The organism is Salmonella sp. SAL4457 (assembly GCF_046548235.1).
Classification (GTDB): domain Bacteria; phylum Pseudomonadota; class Gammaproteobacteria; order Enterobacterales; family Enterobacteriaceae; genus Salmonella; species Salmonella enterica.
The window spans coordinates 560060-578413 of the sequence record NZ_JBGDZO010000001.1; the positions used below are offsets into that span (position 1 = coordinate 560060).

Here is an 18354-nt window from a genome sequence, read left to right on the forward strand (position 1 = left end):
GAAAGGGCACCGTATGCGGTGCCCAACAGGCCATCCTTTTCAAAAGATCTTCTTATACGGTTTGACCGAAACCTGCGCATAGACGCCCGCGGCGACGTAGGGGTCCGCATCAGCCCAGGATTGCGCCGCTTCTAAAGATTCAAATTCAGCAATCACCGTTGACCCGGTAAATCCGGCTACCCCAGGATCGTTACTGTCCACTGCGGGCATCGGCCCGGCAGTTAATAATCGCCCTTCATCATGCAGAAGTTGCAGGCGCGCCAGATGCGCGGGCCGTACCGAGAGGCGTTTTTCAAGCGAGTTGGCATTATCCTGAGCGTAAATAACATACAGCACGGGTAGAGCTCCTTAATCGGTAAAAGTTGCTGATTACGTTATTGGAAAGGGCATTTAACTGCAATGTAAAGATACCGACTTTGTTAAACATGCACATTTTGTGTGGTGTTTTTGCGCGATATCATCTTTTAAATGCCGCTATCGGCAATGCCTTATTGAATATGATTGCTATTTGCATTTAAAATTCAGCTCTGGTTTTTCAACTGAAACGATTATGACTTCAATGACCCTTGATTTACCTCGTCGCTTTCCCTGGCCGACACTCCTTTCCGTAGGCATTCATGGTGCTGTAGTGGCAGGTTTGCTCTATACCTCGGTACATCAGGTTATTGAATTGCCTGCGCCAGCGCAGCCTATCACGGTGACAATGGTTTCACCCGCCGACCTGGAGCCGCCCCAGGCGGTTCAGCCGCCGCCGGAGCCGGTGGTTGAACCCGAACCGGAGCCAGAGCCGATCCCTGAACCGCCTAAAGAAGCGCCCGTGGTGATTGAGAAACCCAAACCTAAGCCAAAACCCAAGCCAAAACCGAAATCGGAACCGGTGAAAAAGGTTGAAGAGCAGCCGAAGCGCGAAGTCAAACCAGCCGCGCCGCGTCCTGCCTCACCGTTTGAAAATAGCGCCCCGGCGCGGCCAACAAGCAGCACCGCCTCGGCGACCAGCAAGCCGGCGGTGAGCGTACCCACTGGACCTCGCGCTCTGAGCCGTAACCAGCCGCAGTATCCGGCGCGAGCACAGGCGTTACGTATTGAAGGCCGCGTAAAGGTGAAGTTTGACGTGACCTCTGCTGGGCGAGTGGAAAATGTACAGATTCTATCCGCGCAGCCAGCCAATATGTTTGAGCGTGAAGTTAAGAATGCGATGCGCAAATGGCGCTATGAAGCAGGCAAGCCGGGTTCCGGGCTGGTGGTCAATATTATCTTCCGTCTGAACGGTACGGCGCAGATTGAGTAATCTCTGGCGCCGCCAGTAGGAATATACCATCACCTGCTGGCGGCGTAAGCGGGTATACTTAACCCTGAACCGGGAGCGGGCGAGGTTTACCGTCCGGATCGACGGCAACATAAATAAACAGCGCCTCGGTGGCCTTGTAGCGCTGCCCAATCGGTTCTGACGCGACTTTTTTCACCCAGACTTCAATATTTATGCTAATAGACGTCGTACCGCGTTTAACGCAGCGCGCGTAGCAGCATACGACATCGCCAACCGCGACGGGGCGCAGAAATGTCATTCCTTCCACGCGTACGGTTACAACCCGACCGTGCGCGATCTCTTTGGCCAGTATCGCGCCGCCAATATCCATTTGCGACATCAGCCAGCCGCCAAAAATATCGCCGTTCGCATTGGTATCGGCAGGCATGGCCAATGTACGTAAAACCAGCTCGCCCTGAGGAGTATTATCCATTGTTGTCATTGTAAAACCGACTATCAGAAAAAATTACAGCCGCGATGCTACTATGAATTTTGTGTGGAGAATAGTGGGAATAAAGGTACTGACGGGAAAGCGCAGGGCGTAAAGGCGAAGAAAATATCGCCAGGCGTTCGCAGTCTGGCGATGATAAGTCACGGGAGGGTTATGATTTATCTTCCTGTGGCAGATGCCGGTAGATATAGACGCCGCTCAGCAGGGTAAAAATGAGCGTCAGCGCCGTGAGTCCAAAGACCTTAAAGTTGACCCAGATATTTTGCGGCAACCAGAAGGCGATATAAATGTTAGCCAGACCGCACGCAATAAAAAACAGCGCCCACGCCAGGTTCAGCTTTGACCAGACCTGCTGCGGCAACGCCAGTTCTTTACCTAACATACGTTGGATTAACGGTTTTTTCATCACCCACTGGCTTATTAACAGCGCGCCGGCGAACAGCGCATAAATAACCGTCACCTTCCATTTAATAAATTCATCGTTATGGAAGAAGAGCGTCAGACCGCCGAAGACGGCAACCAGAACAAAGGTAATCAGCGCCATCTTCTCTATTTTCCGATAGCGCACCCAGCTATAAATCAGCACGATTGCCGTCGCGACAATCAGTGCGGAGGTCGCCGCATAGATGTCATAAAGTTTATAAAACGCAAAAAAGACAACCAGCGGTAAAAAATCCAGAAACTGCTTCATTCTTCGATTCCATCATCAACGAGCGTCGAATGCGCCGCGTAACGGCGCATTGCGGATTATTGGCGAATCAACATATACAGGCGGAATAAGTAGATAAGCAATACTGCGGAAATCAGATTGCTCAACGTATTCGCCAGTACAGCGCCTACATTTGGGGTCAGTACAGCGAAGCTGGGCGCGAACAGCAATAGCAATGTTTTAGCCAGTAACCAGCCTATCACCGCGGGCGCGACCAGTCTCATGTTAGCCCAGGCTAAACGCATACTGCTGCGCATTGCGGCAAACACGCCCATTTTCTCTTCAACCAACATCACTGGCGCAAGCGCCAGCACAATGGCCATAATAATCCCCGGAACGACAATCAGCATTATACCGATTTGCACTAACAGGGTAGTCAGAAAAATGAGAATAAACAGTTTAGGCAATGCAGGGGCGCTGGCGCCGATAGCGCGCAGCGCGCTAACCCGATGTCCCGCTGAAACTAACTGAATCATCAGGATGATACCGCCGGCCAGAATAGCGTTGCCGATAAGCCCGGAAAACGTCGAGGCGGCAGAGGCGCGCAACAGGATCTGCTGCTGCTCCGGCGTCATATTTTGTACCAGCTCAAACAGGCCAGCGCTGCCTGCCAGATGTTCTCCTTCACTGAGTTGCGCGATTTGCGCATCGCTGGGTGAAAAGGCATGACCTAAGACCACCGTGATAAATGCGCACAGCAACGAAACCAGCAAGATAGTAATAAATTGATTTCGGAAAAAATTTCCGGCGTCACGGTAAACGGACTTCGCCGTGATAGACATGCACTCTCCTTGAGTTTTGCAGGTGTTAATTTGCGGGCAATTGTACCCTGGATAACTCTACAGTGGCAGCATCAGCAGTTGTATGGAAAAGCATATCTTTGTAAAGCGGCGGTAATCCGTATCGCGCGCGGGCGCGATTACACGCCTCATTCACTTCGCCTCCTTCGCCCGATATCGAAAATTCGCGACAGGTTGAAGGGCGGTTTTCATAAATAGCGCAACTGACGTTTTCACCCGGCGTGCCAATTAGCGCTTTACAGTGCGGCTGTTTTTGGTTGGTGCCGGCCATACAACGTAAAAAAGGGGTAACAGGCTCGGTTAATGACGCCGGAACGCGTCCGCTGGCGTCGTCGCCTTCCGCCCAATAAAAGGAGACACGAAAATAGGCACAACAGGCACCGCATGTCATGCATGGGTTAAGAACGCTCATGATTCACCTGCAAAAAACTCACGTATCAATAGATTACAACGGAAATTAATCTGTCCCGCAGTGTTCGCGAATCTTAACGCCACGCGCCATTGCGGGACATTGATTACCTTAGCCAGCCTTTATCGCCAGGGCAACAGGAGCAGACAAATATTTGCATAGCGTGAATATGTCAAAATTGATCTGAATTCCTATAACCAGGATTTTCAATACAAGTTCTAAATTAATCTGGATCAATAAATGTTAAATTATAAGAACAAATGTGATCTGTGTTAGATCACTTATTACTTCATTGTGGGTATATTCATCACGCTTTTATAACCATAACGATGGAGCGGGTATGAAAAAATTTACAGTGGCGGCACTGGCGTTAACAACTCTTCTCTCAGGCAGCGCTTTCGCGCACGAAGCCGGAGAATTCTTTATGCGTGCAGGTCCGGCAACCGTCAGACCTACAGAAGGGGCGGGTGGTACGCTGGGGCATTTAAACGGGTTTGATGTGAGTAATAACACGCAACTCGGCCTGACATTCACTTACATGGCGACGGACAATATCGGGGTTGAATTGCTGGCGGCCACGCCGTTCCGCCATAAGGTGGGTACGGGCGCGACGGGCGATATCGCCACGGTCCACCTGTTACCGCCAACGTTAATGGCGCAGTGGTATTTCGGCGATTCCAGCAGCAAAGTGCGTCCTTATGTCGGCGTGGGGGTGAACTACACCACCTTCTTCGATAACGACTTTAACGATAATGGTAAAAATGCCGGGCTGTCCGATCTGAGCTTTAAGGATTCCTGGGGCGCGGCAGGGCAAGTTGGGGTAGATTACCTGATTAACCGCGACTGGTTAATTGGCGCCTCTGTCTGGTACATGGATATTGATACTACCGCCAATTATAAAATGGGCGGCGTTCAGCATCATGACAGCGTGCGTCTGGACCCATGGGTATTTATGTTCTCGGCAGGCTATCGTTTCTAATCGCGTGATGTTGTGACGAAAAAAGACCCCGCCAGGCGGGGTCAAAAAAGGACATGACACACGGATTTTACTTGTCGGAACTCACTTGTCTTCTTTCGGTTCGCCGCAGCCTAGTTCTGCGCCAGTGAGAGGATCAACGGTGGGGTCCGATTTCGTTCTTTCTGCCATCGCTTTGAGCAGCGCCATCTGCTCGCGCGGCAATTTCACTGTCGCCAGGCCATCGCCGCCATCAACAGCAGGCATCGGTTCTGCGACATAGTTGAAGTTCTCATCGCTATTCCAGCTACCTCGCGGATCGTCGCCTTGCGACATGTTGTAGTACACGTCGGTATACTGTTCTACCGGCGGTAATTTACCCGGCGGGAAGTTGTTACGAATCGAATACAGCGCCTTTTCAAAAGAGAGCTGGTGCGCGACTTCACGGGTCATTAAGAAACTGAGCGTGTCTTTTACGCCGGGATCGTCGGTCAGATTAATCAGGCGTTCATAAATGATCTTCGCTCGCGCCTCTGCCGCGATGTTTGAGCGTAGATCGGCTGTGACTTCGCCGATAGTATCAATATAAGCCGCGGTCCACGGTACGCCGCCGGAGTTCGTCAACGCCGGGCCGCCGCCATACAGCAGAGAGGTGATATGGCTGTCATTACCATTCTGCGTCAGCGAGCGATAAAGTTCCGCTTCGCTTTCGGTGCCTTCCGCCAGCTCGCCTTTAGCGCCTTTATTAAGCATTCCTACCAGTGAGCCGATAATTTCCAGATGACTCAGCTCCTCGGTGGCGATGTCCATTAACATTTCTCTACGACCGGCATCATCATCGCTTAAACCTTGCGTGAAGTAGCGGCAGGCGGCCGCCAGTTCGCCCTGCGGGCCGCCAAACTGTTCCAGCAGCAGGTTCGCTAATCCAGGATTAGGTTCGCTCACTCGCACAGTATATTGAAGTTGTTTTACGTGTCGAAACATATTGCCTCCTGCTTATTATTTATTTTTTGGCTTCAACGCCATCTGCTTCAGATCGCAGTAAAAATTGTTCCGTTGTCTGCGGAATATGTTTGATCAGCCAGTCAGCCATTTGCATTTCTTCTTTCAGAATGGCTTCAATCGTCGGAATTGAGGCAGTGTCGCCAGCTTTTTTTGCCGCCGCCAGCAGGGAGGTATAACAAGCAATTTCGAACTGCTCGAAAACATAACCGCTAATTGAACCTTTGACAATTTCATCGGAAGGGAACATGCCACCGATAGATTGCCCTATTGCTGCCATTTTACTCATGGAGTCTTTCAACACCGAACGGGAAATGCCATTACGGTCCAACACTTCTTCGAGCATGGTAATTTGATGTTTGGTTTCACTAATATGTTGTTCAATTCTGGCTTTTATATCAGGATAATTTTCAATACGGCTGGCCATAGATTCAAGCATCGATTCTGCCTGTTTTTCCATGGCATGGGCGTCACGAAGCCAGTCATGATAATGTTCAGTATAATTCATTTTACATTCCTCAATGCGTGATAATCTGCTCCGATAATAAAATCGGAATCATGCAAGCTGATAATTAAAAATATTATTTCGATTTGCGTTCAGCACTTTTATTAACATTGCTGACTGCTAAATCGGTAAGTTTTAAATCAGTTTGTTTTTCCTCGTCGAGGGTTTCTTTGAGCAGTTTTAATGCTTTGCTATAGCCGAGCTGCTCGGCCAGGGTGGCTAGCGTGCCGTAGCTGGCGATTTCGTAATGCTCGACTTTTTGCGCCGCGGCGATAAGCGCTGCATCGCGTACTTCGTTTTTCTCCGTACTTTCGATGACTTCATTGGCTTCTTCAATCAGCCCTTCCATAGCGACGCATTTCATTCTTTTCAGTTTAATGCCAGATTCAGATTCGACGATCTGATCAATACGTTCAATCTGACCCTGGGTTTCTTCAAGATGAGATTGAAAGGCCTGGCTTAATTTTTCATTGGACGTGGCTCTGGCAAGTTTAGGAAGAGCCTTGGTTAATTGTTTTTCTGCACTATAGGTATCTGAAAGTAGATGGATAAAAAGGTCTTCAACGGTTTTGATATTCATAAATCTAATTCTCCTGGGCAAAATACTGCGAGCCAGAAGACTCGCAGATTGCTTGATAAAAGCATGTGTTATATTTACATTACAGTAAATCAGGAATTATCGGATTTACGTCCGCCGTGACTATTCTGACCACCTTTTTTACCGGCTTCAGAAGCTCGTTGCGGATCGTTTTTGAAATTCCCGCCGCTATGCTGACCGCCTTTGCGGCCCGCTTCAGATGCTTTTTCACGATTCTCGGCGAAATTTCCTGAACCACCACGATGTTCGGCCATATTATTTCTCCTGTCTCGTTGCTTGCTGAAAAAATCGGTTTTAATCGTGTCGACACCCTATTAAAATTAGTTGGTTAAACCGATTAGTCAAATTGACGGAAATAGTTGTGATTTACCGCGTAAATAACGCACAAAAAATGGTTTAGAGATAATATATTCTATATTTTCTTTTAGAATAAGCGATTTAACAGAAAATGCTTTGCATTGTTATTAATAACAAGCGTCACTATCTGCGGCCCTGGAAACGTTAATGCATTGTTTGTTGACATTTCTTTACATAAAGGCGGGGGAAATTGACGTGAAAACGCTAAATTTTTCGGCGTGATTAGGAGTTTTCTTAGCAAAAATTGACTTCAGACTTTTTGAAAGCTGGACGGGGAATAACACCAAAAAGATTGATGATGTACGCCTGAATCGTGATTCTGGTTTGGCGCCAACCTCTCATTAAGCCGCCAGCGTTATGCTGACGGCTTAACCCGTTATGCGCGGCTGGCGGCTTTCATCGCTGAGACAAAGGACCTGAGCTCCGCCAACATCTGTTCGGGAGACGCGAGGTTTTTCTCGATAATCTTGACAATGGCTGAGCCGGAGATAGCGCCAGCCGCCCCGGCACGCACGGCCGCAGACACCTGTTCCGGCGAGGAGATACCGAAGCCCTGTAACGCAGGCGCGGCGTGGTACTCTTTAAGCTTCTCAATGAGATGATGCAACGGCAATGCGCCACGGTTTTCCGCGCCGGTGACGCCCGAACGCGAAAGCAGGTAGGTATAACCGCGGCCGTAAGATGCGACCTGGCGCAGAAGATCGTCATCCGCATTTGGCGGGCAGATGAAGATCGGCGCGATATTATGCCGTAACGCTGCCTGGCGGAAGGGGGCCGATTCTTCAACCGGGACATCTGCGACCAGCACGGAATCTACGCCAACCTGTTCACAACGGGCATAGAACGCATCTATGCCGTTATTGAACACCAGATTCGCGTACATTAGCAGGCCAATCGGAATGGTCGGGTGTTTTTCACGAATCAGCGCCAGCATTTCAAAACACTGAGCCGGCGTGACGCCAGCGGCGAAGGCGCGTAAGTTCGCATTCTGGATGGTAGGGCCATCGGCCAGCGGATCGGAGAAGGGAACCCCCAGTTCCAGAGCGTCGGCGCCAGCGTCAATCAGTGTGTCGATAATTTTCAGTGACTGTTCAATGCCAGGGTCGCCCAGAGTTACGAAGGGGACAAAAGCGCCTTCCCGGCGATCGTTGAGCTGTGCAAATAAATTTTCGTAGCGTTCCATCAGATTTCCCCTCGCGCTTTCAGGATATCGTGTACGGTAAAGATGTCTTTATCACCGCGGCCAGAGAGATTGACCACCAGCAGTTGCTCTTTTTCCGGCTGCTCGCGCATCATTTTCAGAGCGTGCGCCAACGCGTGGGAGGACTCCAGCGCCGGGATAATTCCCTCATGGCGGCACAACGTTTTGAAGGCTTCCAGCGCCTCATCATCGGTAATGGAGACATAATCCGCGCGTCCGATGCTGTTCAGGTACGCATGTTGCGGCCCAACGGACGGGAAATCGAGCCCGGCGGAAATGGAATAGGACTCTTCAATTTGCCCGTCTGCTGTTTGCATCATCGGCGCTTTCATCCCGAAATAGATGCCAACGCGACCATGTTTAAGCGGCGCGCCATGCTCGCCGGTTTCAATACCATGACCACCAGGTTCAACGCCTATTAGCCCGACGCTGGTATCATTAATAAAATCGGCAAACATCCCGATAGCGTTTGAGCCGCCACCGACGCAAGCGATAACGGCATCTGGCAGACGGCCCTCTTTGTCGAGGATTTGCGCTTTCGTCTCTTCGCCAATCATGCGCTGGAACTCGCGAACGATGGTGGGATAGGGATGCGGTCCTGCCGCCGTGCCGAGCATATAGTGCGCGGTTTCGTAACTACCGGACCAGTCGCGCAGCGCCTCGTTACAGGCATCTTTTAGCGTAGCGGAGCCGCTATGAACCGGGATAACCTCAGCGCCCATCAGACGCATACGGAAGACGTTCGGCGACTGGCGCTCAACGTCTTTGGCACCCATATAGATACGGCATTTCAGACCCAGCAGGGCGCTGGCGAGCGCAGAGGCGACGCCGTGCTGACCGGCGCCGGTTTCAGCGATAATCTCGCTTTTACCCATCCGTTTGGCCAGCAGCGCCTGACCCAGTACCTGATTGGTTTTGTGTGCGCCGCCGTGCAGTAAATCTTCGCGCTTTAAATACAACGTGGTACGCGTACCGGCGGTAATGTTCTGGCATTTCGTCAGCGCGGTGGGGCGTCCCGCGTAGTTTTTTAGCAGATCGGCGAATTGCGCCTGAAATTCAGGATCTTTTTGCGCGCTGACGAAGGCCTCTTCAAGCTGGTTCAGCGCAGGCATCAGGATCTGCGGCACATACATGCCGCCGAATTCACCAAAGTAGGGGTTGAGAAGTGTTGTCATGTTTTTTCCTTAATATGCGCGCAGTGTCTGAAAAACCGAGGCCAGAAGACGAGCATCTTTGATGCCCGGCTGTGACTCCACACCTGAATTAAAATCGAGACCGGCACAGCCGACTTGCGCCGCCTGGACGCAGTTATCGGCCGCCAGCCCGCCCGCCAGTAACACATCATCCAGCGGTTGCCCCTGTAGCAGTGACCAGTCGAAGCGCTGCCCGCTGCCGCCTTGCCCATTGTCGAAAATGTATTTATCGACATGGTGATAATCGCGTGCGGGAAGGGCATTGCTAACGCTCAGCGCCTTCCAGATTTGCACATTGCGCGGCAACGCCTCGCGCAGCGCGTTGACATACGCCTGGTCTTCGCTGCCATGTAGCTGTACGGCAGAAAGCGACAGGACGGCGGCTTTCTGGCAAACATCGGTGATATCAGCGTTCTGGAAAACGCCGACATACTGCAATGGCGCGCCGCTTATCACTTCTCGCGCCTGCTCAACGCTCACCGCGCGTGGAGATGAGGGCACAAAAATCAACCCGCCATATATTGCGCCAGCGTCACAGGCCGCTTTAGCGTCCTGGGCGCGGGTCAGGCCGCAGACTTTATTTTCGCCAAGCAGCACGCGACGGACGGCGGCGTTAAGATCGTCATGCGCCATTAACGCCGAGCCAATTAAAAAACCGTTGGCGAAGTGGCTCAGTTCGCGTACCTGACCATAGGTGTTAATCCCGGACTCGCTGATGACAGTCACGCCGTGGCCCAGTTTTGGCGCCAGCTGGCGGGTGCGATTCAAATCAATCGACAGATCGCGCAGATCGCGATTGTTGATACCTACCACTTTTGCGCCTAACGCTATCGCGCGCTCCCGTTCTTCGTCATTACTGATCTCCGTGAGCACGCCCATTTTCAGACTGTGCGCGACGGCGGAGAGTTGGCGATACTGTTCGTCATCCAGAACCGAGAGCATCAGTAAACAGGCATCGGCCTGATAGTAACGGGCAAGGTAGATCTGATAGGGATCGATAATAAAATCCTTACACAGAATCGGCTGCGGCGCGCTTTGGCTAACGACCGGCAGAAAATCGAAGCTCCCCTGAAAATATTTTTCGTCGGTGAGCACCGAGATTGCCGAGGCGTAATGTTGATAAATACTGGCAATACGCGCCGGATCGAAATCATCGCGAATCACGCCTTTTGATGGCGATGCTTTCTTACACTCCAGAATAAAGGCGGTACGCGCGCCCTGGAGCGCATCATAAAAATGGCGTGTACTTGGCTGGATCTCATTTTGAAAACTGGCCAGCGGCTGTTGCTGTTTGCGGGCTTCTACCCAAATCGCCTTGTCTGCGACGATTTTCGCTAAAACGGTTTGCATTATTTACCCTCTTGCCGCCAGTGCGGTGACTCTGTCATATGCGGTGCCGTTGCGCAGAACATCAAGCACGGTTTGCGCGTTGGCTTTGAGATCTTCCTGACCATGCAGACGCATCAGCATCGCCACGTTGGCGGCGACGGCGGCCTCATGCGCGGCATCGCCTTTACCTTGTAATAACCGCGTCAGAATGTCACGGTTTTCTTCCGGCGTGCCGCCAGCCAACTGATCCTGATGGTAAGGCGTCAGGCCAAAATCCTCCGCCGTAAGTTGATAGCTTTTAATTTCGCCGTCATGCAGCTCCGCGACAATCGTCGGCGCATGGAGCGAAACCTCATCCATGCCGCCGCTATGTACCACCGCCGCGCGCTGATAGCCTAATACCCGTAAGGTTTCCGCAATCGGCAGCACCAGTTCCGGGCTATAGACGCCAATCAACGCCAGCGGCGGATGCGCCGGGTTGATCAGCGGGCCGAGTACGTTGAACAGGGTTCGCGTTTTTAACTGTTGGCGAACCGGCATCGCGTGACGGAATCCGGCGTGATATTTCGGCGCGAACAGGAAACAGACGCCCAGTTCATCTAACGCCTGACGTGATTTATCGGCGTTCATATCCAGATTAATACCGAACGCCGCCAGCAGATCGGATGACCCCGATTTGCTGGACACGCTACGGTTGCCGTGTTTCGCCACTTTCAGTCCACAGGCCGCTGCGACAAAGGCGCTGGCGGTAGAGATATTGATACTGTTACTGCCATCGCCGCCGGTACCAACGATATCCGCAAACAGGTAGTCCGGGCGCGGGAACGGGGCGGCATTTTCCAGCAACGCAGTGGCGGCGCCGGCAATTTCATTGGGATGCTCGCCGCGAATTTTCATGCTCACCAGCGCGGCGGCGAGCTGTTCAGGTTTAAGTTCGCCGCGGACGACCGCCGAAAACAACTGATGGCTCTCTTGTTGCGTCAGAGTTTGCGCCTGATAGAGTTTCTCCAGAATTGGCTGTAGGGTGTTGGTCGGTTCCAGCTTTTGCTGCGCCCAGGCTAATGTTTGCTCCAGTAGACGCGCACCCTGTGTCGTCAGGATGGACTCAGGATGAAATTGAAAACCGCAAACGCGATCCGCATCATGACGTACCGCCATCACCATGCCGTTGAAATGGGCGTTAATGGTTAGCCCGGCAGGAACATTACTGCCGACCAGCGAATGATAACGCGCGACCGGTAGCGGATTCGCCAGCCCGGCGAACATCGCCTGACCGTCATGCTCAATGCTGGAGGCTTTGCCATGCAGGATTTCTCCCGCCTGACCGACATAACCGCCGTAAGCTTCGACAATCGCCTGATGCCCCAAACAAATGCCGATGATCGGTAACTTGCCGCGTAGTCGGGTCAGCAGCTCCGGCATACAGCCTGCCTCGCTGGGAACGCCCGGACCGGGGGAGAGCATTAGCACCGGATTTTTCATTGTCGCCAGGCGATCGATAAGCGTCTGCGCCGGAATATGGTTACGGTAAATCACCACGTTATGACCGTTGGTCCGTAGCTGATCTGCCAGGTTCCAGGTAAACGAGTCGATGTTATCGAGCAGCAGAATATCAGCCATCAGAAGGTCTCCTGTGCATGATGCGCGGTGGCGATAGCACGCAATACGGCGCGCGCTTTATTACGGGTTTCATCGGCTTCAGACTGCGGAACCGAGTCCAGCACAATTCCGGCTCCCGCCTGTACGGTGGCGATACCGTTCTCCACCAGCGCGGAGCGGATAACAATACAGGTGTCCAGATCGCCGTGGGCGGTGAAGTAACCGACCGCGCCGCCATAGCTGCCGCGGCGCTGTCCTTCCGCATCGGCAATCAACTGCATGGCGCGTACTTTCGGCGCGCCGCTCAGGGTGCCCATATTCATGCAGGCGCGATAGGCGTGCAGCGCGTCGAGATCGTGACGCAGTTCGCCCACTACCCGGGAAACCAGATGCATCACGTACGAATAGCGGTCAACTTTTGTCAGATCGGCAACGTAGCGACTGCCCGGCGTACAGATGCGCGCCAGGTCATTGCGCGCCAGATCGACCAGCATCAGATGTTCGGAAAGCTCTTTATGGTCGGTACGCATATCCAGCTCAATACGGCTGTCGAGATCTCTGTCCAGCGTACCATCGGCACGGCGACCGCGTGGACGGGTACCCGCGATGGGATAAATCTCAATCTGACGGCTGGCTGCGTCATATTTCAGCGAGCTTTCCGGCGACGCGCCGAAAAGCGTGAAATCATTATCCTGCATAAAGAACATATACGGGCTGGGGTTGCTCTTTTTCAGCACGTAGTAGGCAGCCAACGGCGACGGGCAGGGCAGTGAAAAGCGACGCGACGGCACCACCTGAAATATCTCGCCCGCGCGGATGGCTTTTTGCAACTGGCGTACCACCGCGCTGAACGCGTCATCGCTCTGATTGCATTCGCAGCGCATGTCCGGCACCGGCGTCACCGGCAACGGCGGCGCAGGCTGGGTTAACTGTTGGCTAAGGTAAGCCAGTCGGGAGTTCAGACGCTGTTTTTCCCGGTCGCTTGCGGTGAACAGACTGGCCTGAATACGGGTGCTTTTTTTCTGATGATCTATCACCATCAGCGTTTCCGCTAAATAAAAGCAGTAGTCCGGGCAGTTATTGCCAACCTCAAGGTGTGGCAGCGCTTCAAAGCCAGCGACCAGGTCGTAGGCAAACAGACCGCCGAAAAACATAGCCTCCCGCTCTTGCGTCGGTATGTTCACCACTCCCTGTAACAGACGGAACGCATCAAATACCGACAGAGAGCATAAACGGGCGTCTTCATCTAATAATGGGCTGACGGGCGGGAAGCGTAGAACGCGACCGGCAGGCAGGACTTCGTTCTCCACGCCAGCGGGCAGGGCGGTATCCAGTAGCGGCAATAACGAGGCGCCATTATCAGATAACGCCTGAATGGTGACAGTGTCACCTAAAGCGGTAATGCGCAGCGCGCTATCTACCAGCAGCAGGCTTTTTAAATCGTCTTTACTGTCGATATCCGCGGATTCCAGCAGCAGCGTTGCCGGGCGATCGCCGCAGACCTGATGAAAAAGCGCCGTTGGGTTTTCCCGGTAGGCGGCATCGCAGGTCAATAGTTCGAGCGTGGGTTTTGGTGTTTGCATGGTTATTCTCATTATTTTGTTCAAAAAAAAGCCCGCTTAACAGGCGGGCCGGGTATCGTTTGGCTGATTACAGCTGTTCATACACCGCCCGCTATCAGGAAGTGCGCCACCAACCGTGTAATGCAAATGTCGCTGCCATTTTAGATACCCTCTTCATGTGAACTTTCGTACTAGTTAACTAGTTCGATGGAATAATGTCAACACCTATTTCAGTATATTTGCCGGAACCGTTATGATGTACATGACATACCTTTATCTCTATGGGAGCCGCCTTGAGCGACACGAATTACGCAGTGATTTACGATCTGCACAGTCATACCACGGCGTCCGATGGACTGTTGACGCCAGAAACATTAGTACACCGTGCGGTAGAGATGCGAGTCGGCACGCTGGCGATTACCGATCATGACACCACAGCCGCGATTCCTGCGGCAAGAGAAGAAATTTCACGTTCCGGGCTGGCCCTGAATCTTATTCCCGGCGTGGAGATTTCAACGGTCTGGGAGAATCATGAGATTCACATTGTGGGTCTGAATATTGATATTGCGCATCCGGCAATGCGCGATTTTCTGGCGCAGCAGACACAGCGGCGTCAGGCGCGTGGTCGGCTCATTGCGGAGCGTCTGGAAAAAGCCCATATTCCCGGCGCGTGGGAAGGGGCATTGAGACTGGCCAATGGCGGCGCGGTGACGCGCGGCCACTTCGCCCGCTTTCTGGTGGAGTGCGGCAAAGCCGCGACCATGGCGGAGGTTTTTAAAAAATATCTCGCGCGTGGGAAAACCGGTTACGTTCCGCCGCAGTGGTGTACAATAGAACAAGCTATTGATGTCATTCATCATTCTGGCGGTAAGGCGGTGTTGGCCCACCCGGGACGCTACGATCTTAGCGCTAAGTGGCTGAAAAGATTAGTGGCGCATTTTGCCGACCATCACGGCGACGCGATGGAAGTGGCGCAGTGCCAACAATCGCCCAATGAACGCACCCAACTAGCGACGCTTGCGCGTCAGCATCATTTATGGGCATCGCTTGGATCTGATTTCCATCAGCCCTGCCCGTGGATTGAGTTGGGGCGTAAACTCTGGCTGCCCGCTGGCGTTGAAGGCGTATGGCAGACATGGGAACAGCCGCAAATATCACAGTGAGGGAAGTATGAGCCAGTTTTTTTATATCCATCCGGATAACCCACAGCAACGGCTGATTAATCAGGCCGTCGACATTGTGCGTAAAGGCGGTGTTATTGTTTATCCAACCGATTCCGGCTATGCCCTTGGTTGTAAAATTGAAGACAAAGGCGCAATGGAGCGCATTTGCCGCATCCGTCATCTGCCGGACGGCCACAACTTCACGCTGATGTGCCGCGATTTGTCCGAGTTGTCGACCTACTCCTACGTCGACAACGTGGCATTTCGTCTGATGAAAAACAATACGCCGGGTAATTACACCTTTATCCTGAAGGGGACAAAAGAGGTGCCGCGCCGTCTGTTGCAGGAAAAGCGTAAAACTATCGGCCTGCGCGTACCGTCAAACCCGATTGCGCTGGCGTTGTTGGATACGCTGGGCGAACCAATGCTCTCGACGTCGTTGATGCTGCCTGGCAGCGATTTTACCGAGTCGGACCCGGAGGAGATTAAAGATCGGCTGGAGAAGCAGGTGGATCTGATCATCCACGGCGGTTACCTCGGTCAACAGCCTACCACGGTAATCGATTTGACCAATGACTCCCCGGTGGTGCTGCGCGAAGGCGTCGGCGACGTTACACCTTTCTTATAAGGGCGTAAGCCTGTATACTACGCGGCCTTAAAATGGCGCGGCAACGCGCCGTTCATTCTCCTGTTCGACGCCTGTGAAGGCGACACCTGAAGGAAGCTCTATGAGCGAAAAGTTACAAAAAGTGCTGGCGCGCGCTGGCCACGGCTCTCGCCGTGAAATCGAATCCATTATTGAAGCGGGACGTGTCAGCGTTGACGGTAAAATCGCCACGCTTGGCGATCGTGTTGAAGTCACTCCCGGTTTGAAAATCCGTATCGACGGTCACCTGATTTCGGTGAAAGAGTCGGCGGAACAAATTTGCCGCGTTCTGGCCTATTACAAACCAGAAGGTGAACTGTGTACCCGCAATGACCCTGAAGGGCGGCCAACCGTTTTTGATCGCTTACCGAAATTGCGCGGCGCGCGGTGGATTGCGGTAGGACGTCTGGATGTCAACACCTGCGGGCTATTGTTGTTTACCACCGACGGTGAACTGGCGAACCGCCTGATGCACCCTAGTCGTGAAGTTGAACGTGAATATGCCGTGCGCGTGTTCGGTCAGGTGGATGAATCGAAACTGCGTGATTTAAGCCGTGGCGTACAGTTGGAAGATGGTCCGGCGGCATTTAAGACCATTAAATTCAGCGGCGGCGAAGGCATTAACCAGTGGTACAACGTGACGCTGACGGAAGGGCGCAACCGCGAAGTTCGCCGACTGTGGGAAGCGGTAGGCGTTCAGGTCAGCCGTCTGATCCGCGTTCGTTACGGCGATATCCCGCTGCCGAAAGGCCTGCCGCGCGGCGGCTGGACTGAGCTCGACCTCGCGCAAACGAACTATCTGCGTGGTCTGGTAGAGCTCCCGCCGGAAACCTCGTCGAAGGTTGCCGTCGAAAAAGACCGTCGTCGTATGAAAGCGAACCAGATCCGTCGGGCGGTAAAACGCCACAGCCAGATAGCTGGCGGACGCCGCTCCGGTGGGCGTAATAACAACGGGTAATCTCTACCACGGTCTATAGGCCGAGAATCATCAGACAAGAGGGTTTGTGCCGGATGGCGGCGCAAACGCCTTAATCCGGCCTACGGTTAATAATCAATTCCCATCTGGGCTTTTACGCCCGCGTCGAAAGCATGTTTAACCGGACGCAGTTCGCTGACGGTATCCGCAAGATCAAGAATATCCCGGTGACAGCCGCGACCTGTAATAATCACCGTCTGGTGACCAGGGCGCGCGTTTAGCGCGCTTATGACCTCTTCCAGCGGCAAATAGTCATACGCCACCATATAGGTCAGCTCATCCAGGACCACCATATCAAGCAGCGGATCGGCCAGCATCCGTTTCCCATGCTGCCAAACGGCCATACATGCTGCGGTGTCTGCCTCGCGATTTTGCGTCTCCCAGGTAAATCCCGTTGCCATCACCTGAAATTCGACGCCATGCGGTTCCAGCAGATTACGCTCGCCGTTGGGCCAGGTGCCCTTAATAAATTGCACCACGCCTACGTTTTTACCGTGTCCTACGGCGCGGGCGGCAGTCCCGAAAGCCGCCGTGGTTTTGCCCTTACCATTGCCAGTAAACACGATAATAATACCGCGCTCTTCCTGTGCCTGGGCGACACGGGCGTCAACCCGATCTTTTACCTTCTGCTGGCGCTGCTGATAACGTTCATCACTCATTGGGCGATTCCTGGTTTACGGCCCGGTTGGGCGTCAAAGGTCATACCGGTTTTACGGCGACTGTCGTCGCCCATAAGCCACAGGTAAAGCGGCATAATATCGGCAGGCGTTTTTAATTTCTGTGGATCTTCCGTTGGAAAGGCGCTGGCGCGCATACTGGTGCGCGTGCCGCCCGGGTTAATGCAGTTAACACGCAGAGAACGGTTTTGATATTCGTCCGCCAGCACCTGCATCATTCCTTCAGTAGCAAACTTCGAGGTGGCATAGGCGCCCCAGTTGGCGCGTCCCTGACGGCCAACGCTTGATGACGTAAAGACCAGCGAGCCGGCATCGGACTTCAATAATAACGGTAACAGCGCCTGGGTGAGCATAAAGGTGGCGTTAACGTTTACCTGCATGACATCCTGCCAGATCTGCGGATCTTGTTCGCTCATTGGGCCGATTTCCCCCAGTAACCCGGCATTGTGCAGGACGCCATCCAGGCGGGGATAGTGCGCGGCGATGCGGTCGGCCACTTGCCGGCACTCTTCAGCGGTGCAGGTCAGCAGATCGAGCGTAAACCACTGTGGTTGAACATGTTGCTCGTCAGCAATGTGCTGCGCGACCCGACGCAGTTTCTCTTCGTTGCGTCCCAGCAGAATCACCGTTGCGCCGTAACGCGCATACGTGAGCGCGGCTTCCCGCCCAATGCCATCGCTGGCACCAGTGACCAGAATAATGCGGTTTTGCAATAGATCTTGTTTCGGTTGGTAATGCATGGCTACTCCTCAACGGTGTGGTGCACCGTCCTGCCAGGTTGTCTTATCTTCGCGTTAACTTTTCGGGTTTATGCCTGAAAGCGCCTTTTTTTTCAATCAGACAGGGGCGATAACGCCGTAAAATGAACGTCTTGTCATACTTTTTCTTCCTCAACAGGCATACGGATGAAGAGAGA

22 protein-coding genes and 1 other annotated feature are annotated in these 18354 nt (G+C 53.0%); of the genes, 5 read left to right on the forward strand and 17 right to left on the reverse strand.

Annotated features, from left to right (window positions below; genetic code table 11):
• Window positions 1–39: 39 nt before the first annotated feature.
• Window positions 40–336, reverse strand: coding sequence for a YciI family protein (locus ACLJNW_RS02950; protein WP_000967605.1), 297 nt, complete (start codon window positions 334–336; stop codon window positions 40–42).
• A 223-nt stretch (window positions 337–559) separates the two neighbouring features.
• Between ACLJNW_RS02950 and tonB the strand changes: the two genes are divergently transcribed.
• The gene (gene tonB, locus ACLJNW_RS02955) at window positions 560–1288 is read left to right on the forward strand and encodes a TonB system transport protein TonB (protein WP_023204526.1); all 729 of its coding nucleotides are present in this window, start codon (window positions 560–562) and stop codon (window positions 1286–1288) included.
• Between the two features lie 58 nt (window positions 1289–1346).
• Here the strand turns inward: tonB and yciA are convergent, their stop codons facing one another.
• From yciA to ACLJNW_RS02975, 4 genes are all read right to left on the reverse strand, one after another.
• A complete protein-coding gene (yciA, locus tag ACLJNW_RS02960; protein WP_000210317.1) occupies window positions 1347–1748 on the reverse strand; it encodes an acyl-CoA thioester hydrolase YciA in 402 nt (133 codons plus the stop codon).
• 160 nt (window positions 1749–1908) lie between these two features.
• Window positions 1909–2448 carry a septation protein A gene (locus ACLJNW_RS02965; protein WP_000808682.1) on the reverse strand — a complete coding sequence of 180 codons (540 nt, stop codon included), beginning with the start codon at window positions 2446–2448 and terminating at the stop codon, window positions 1909–1911.
• A gap of 56 nt (window positions 2449–2504) precedes the next feature.
• Window positions 2505–3248, reverse strand: coding sequence for a YciC family protein (locus tag ACLJNW_RS02970; protein ID WP_000028507.1), 744 nt, complete (start codon window positions 3246–3248; stop codon window positions 2505–2507).
• A gap of 25 nt (window positions 3249–3273) precedes the next feature.
• Window positions 3274–3678 carry a YkgJ family cysteine cluster protein gene (locus tag ACLJNW_RS02975; protein WP_000114955.1) on the reverse strand — a complete coding sequence of 135 codons (405 nt, stop codon included), beginning with the start codon at window positions 3676–3678 and terminating at the stop codon, window positions 3274–3276.
• A gap of 337 nt (window positions 3679–4015) precedes the next feature.
• Between ACLJNW_RS02975 and ompW the strand changes: the two genes are divergently transcribed.
• Window positions 4016–4654 (forward strand): outer membrane protein OmpW, encoded by a 639-nt coding sequence (gene ompW, locus ACLJNW_RS02980; RefSeq protein WP_000714799.1) that lies wholly within the window; start codon window positions 4016–4018, stop codon window positions 4652–4654.
• An 81-nt stretch (window positions 4655–4735) separates the two neighbouring features.
• On the opposite strand, the gene ACLJNW_RS02985 is transcribed toward ompW, so the two are convergent.
• From ACLJNW_RS02985 to trpL, 10 genes are all read right to left on the reverse strand, one after another.
• On the reverse strand, window positions 4736–5614 hold the full coding sequence (locus ACLJNW_RS02985; protein ID WP_000488354.1) for a manganese catalase family protein: 879 nt from the start codon (window positions 5612–5614) through the stop codon (window positions 4736–4738).
• A 19-nt stretch (window positions 5615–5633) separates the two neighbouring features.
• A complete protein-coding gene (locus tag ACLJNW_RS02990; RefSeq protein WP_001109976.1) occupies window positions 5634–6140 on the reverse strand; it encodes a ferritin-like domain-containing protein in 507 nt (168 codons plus the stop codon).
• 73 nt (window positions 6141–6213) lie between these two features.
• Entirely contained in the window at window positions 6214–6717 is a 504-nt protein-coding gene (locus ACLJNW_RS02995; RefSeq protein WP_001022822.1) for a ferritin-like domain-containing protein, read from the reverse strand.
• Window positions 6718–6806: 89 nt separating this feature from the next.
• Window positions 6807–6989: a general stress protein gene (locus ACLJNW_RS03000; protein WP_000807657.1), complete on the reverse strand. Its 183-nt coding sequence runs from the start codon at window positions 6987–6989 to the stop codon at window positions 6807–6809.
• A 479-nt stretch (window positions 6990–7468) separates the two neighbouring features.
• Window positions 7469–8275, reverse strand: coding sequence for a tryptophan synthase subunit alpha (gene trpA, locus ACLJNW_RS03005; protein ID WP_000443029.1), 807 nt, complete (start codon window positions 8273–8275; stop codon window positions 7469–7471).
• Window positions 8275–9468 carry a tryptophan synthase subunit beta gene (gene trpB, locus ACLJNW_RS03010; RefSeq protein ID WP_000209485.1) on the reverse strand — a complete coding sequence of 398 codons (1194 nt, stop codon included), beginning with the start codon at window positions 9466–9468 and terminating at the stop codon, window positions 8275–8277. The genes trpA and trpB overlap by 1 nt, the downstream gene beginning before the upstream one ends.
• Window positions 9469–9477: 9 nt before the next feature.
• Window positions 9478–10836: a bifunctional indole-3-glycerol-phosphate synthase TrpC/phosphoribosylanthranilate isomerase TrpF gene (gene trpCF / locus ACLJNW_RS03015; RefSeq protein ID WP_024154619.1), complete on the reverse strand. Its 1359-nt coding sequence runs from the start codon at window positions 10834–10836 to the stop codon at window positions 9478–9480.
• Between the two features lie 3 nt (window positions 10837–10839).
• Window positions 10840–12435 carry a bifunctional anthranilate synthase glutamate amidotransferase component TrpG/anthranilate phosphoribosyltransferase TrpD gene (gene trpD / locus ACLJNW_RS03020; protein ID WP_000763488.1) on the reverse strand — a complete coding sequence of 532 codons (1596 nt, stop codon included), beginning with the start codon at window positions 12433–12435 and terminating at the stop codon, window positions 10840–10842.
• Window positions 12435–13997, reverse strand: coding sequence for an anthranilate synthase component 1 (locus tag ACLJNW_RS03025; RefSeq protein ID WP_024154618.1), 1563 nt, complete (start codon window positions 13995–13997; stop codon window positions 12435–12437). The genes trpD and ACLJNW_RS03025 overlap by 1 nt, the downstream gene beginning before the upstream one ends.
• A gap of 22 nt (window positions 13998–14019) precedes the next feature.
• Window positions 14020–14115, reverse strand: a sequence feature (Trp leader region).
• Entirely contained in the window at window positions 14092–14136 is a 45-nt protein-coding gene (gene trpL / locus ACLJNW_RS03030; protein ID WP_010989026.1) for a trp operon leader peptide, read from the reverse strand. Its footprint overlaps the feature before it by 24 nt.
• Window positions 14137–14257: 121 nt before the next feature.
• Here trpL and rnm point away from each other — a divergent pair, with 121 nt between their 5' ends.
• The 3 genes from rnm to rluB all read left to right on the forward strand — a co-directional run bounded on the left by rnm (window position 14258) and on the right by rluB (window position 16743).
• Window positions 14258–15139 carry an RNase RNM gene (rnm, locus tag ACLJNW_RS03035; RefSeq protein WP_000500452.1) on the forward strand — a complete coding sequence of 294 codons (882 nt, stop codon included), beginning with the start codon at window positions 14258–14260 and terminating at the stop codon, window positions 15137–15139.
• 7 nt (window positions 15140–15146) lie between these two features.
• Window positions 15147–15767: an L-threonylcarbamoyladenylate synthase gene (locus tag ACLJNW_RS03040; RefSeq protein ID WP_000077250.1), complete on the forward strand. Its 621-nt coding sequence runs from the start codon at window positions 15147–15149 to the stop codon at window positions 15765–15767.
• A 100-nt stretch (window positions 15768–15867) separates the two neighbouring features.
• Window positions 15868–16743 carry a 23S rRNA pseudouridine(2605) synthase RluB gene (rluB, locus tag ACLJNW_RS03045; protein WP_001291233.1) on the forward strand — a complete coding sequence of 292 codons (876 nt, stop codon included), beginning with the start codon at window positions 15868–15870 and terminating at the stop codon, window positions 16741–16743.
• An 86-nt stretch (window positions 16744–16829) separates the two neighbouring features.
• On the opposite strand, the gene cobO is transcribed toward rluB, so the two are convergent.
• Window positions 16830–17420 carry a cob(I)yrinic acid a,c-diamide adenosyltransferase gene (gene cobO, locus ACLJNW_RS03050; RefSeq protein WP_001278856.1) on the reverse strand — a complete coding sequence of 197 codons (591 nt, stop codon included), beginning with the start codon at window positions 17418–17420 and terminating at the stop codon, window positions 16830–16832.
• On the reverse strand, window positions 17417–18178 hold the full coding sequence (locus ACLJNW_RS03055) for a YciK family oxidoreductase (protein ID WP_000559310.1): 762 nt from the start codon (window positions 18176–18178) through the stop codon (window positions 17417–17419). Before ACLJNW_RS03055 ends, cobO begins: the two co-directional genes overlap by 4 nt.
• Window positions 18179–18354 lie beyond the last annotated feature (176 nt).

Coding starts and splice junctions, on each gene's coding strand:
- tonB (WP_023204526.1), top strand. CDS start 560: ATGACCCTTGATTTACCTCGTCGCTTTCCCTGGCCGACACTCCTTTCC.
- yciA (WP_000210317.1), bottom strand. CDS start 1,748: ATGACAACAATGGATAATACTCCTCAGGGCGAGCTGGTTTTACGTACA.
- ACLJNW_RS02965 (WP_000808682.1), bottom strand. CDS start 2,448: ATGAAGCAGTTTCTGGATTTTTTACCGCTGGTTGTCTTTTTTGCGTTT.
- ACLJNW_RS02970 (WP_000028507.1), bottom strand. CDS start 3,248: ATGTCTATCACGGCGAAGTCCGTTTACCGTGACGCCGGAAATTTTTTC.
- ACLJNW_RS02975 (WP_000114955.1), bottom strand. CDS start 3,678: ATGAGCGTTCTTAACCCATGCATGACATGCGGTGCCTGTTGTGCCTAT.
- ompW (WP_000714799.1), top strand. CDS start 4,016: ATGAAAAAATTTACAGTGGCGGCACTGGCGTTAACAACTCTTCTCTCA.
- ACLJNW_RS02985 (WP_000488354.1), bottom strand. CDS start 5,614: ATGTTTCGACACGTAAAACAACTTCAATATACTGTGCGAGTGAGCGAA.
- ACLJNW_RS02990 (WP_001109976.1), bottom strand. CDS start 6,140: ATGAATTATACTGAACATTATCATGACTGGCTTCGTGACGCCCATGCC.
- ACLJNW_RS02995 (WP_001022822.1), bottom strand. CDS start 6,717: ATGAATATCAAAACCGTTGAAGACCTTTTTATCCATCTACTTTCAGAT.
- ACLJNW_RS03000 (WP_000807657.1), bottom strand. CDS start 6,989: ATGGCCGAACATCGTGGTGGTTCAGGAAATTTCGCCGAGAATCGTGAA.
- trpA (WP_000443029.1), bottom strand. CDS start 8,275: ATGGAACGCTACGAAAATTTATTTGCACAGCTCAACGATCGCCGGGAA.
- trpB (WP_000209485.1), bottom strand. CDS start 9,468: ATGACAACACTTCTCAACCCCTACTTTGGTGAATTCGGCGGCATGTAT.
- trpCF (WP_024154619.1), bottom strand. CDS start 10,836: ATGCAAACCGTTTTAGCGAAAATCGTCGCAGACAAGGCGATTTGGGTA.
- trpD (WP_000763488.1), bottom strand. CDS start 12,435: ATGGCTGATATTCTGCTGCTCGATAACATCGACTCGTTTACCTGGAAC.
- ACLJNW_RS03025 (WP_024154618.1), bottom strand. CDS start 13,997: ATGCAAACACCAAAACCCACGCTCGAACTATTGACCTGCGATGCCGCC.
- rnm (WP_000500452.1), top strand. CDS start 14,258: ATGGGAGCCGCCTTGAGCGACACGAATTACGCAGTGATTTACGATCTG.
- ACLJNW_RS03040 (WP_000077250.1), top strand. CDS start 15,147: ATGAGCCAGTTTTTTTATATCCATCCGGATAACCCACAGCAACGGCTG.
- rluB (WP_001291233.1), top strand. CDS start 15,868: ATGAGCGAAAAGTTACAAAAAGTGCTGGCGCGCGCTGGCCACGGCTCT.
- cobO (WP_001278856.1), bottom strand. CDS start 17,420: ATGAGTGATGAACGTTATCAGCAGCGCCAGCAGAAGGTAAAAGATCGG.
- ACLJNW_RS03055 (WP_000559310.1), bottom strand. CDS start 18,178: ATGCATTACCAACCGAAACAAGATCTATTGCAAAACCGCATTATTCTG.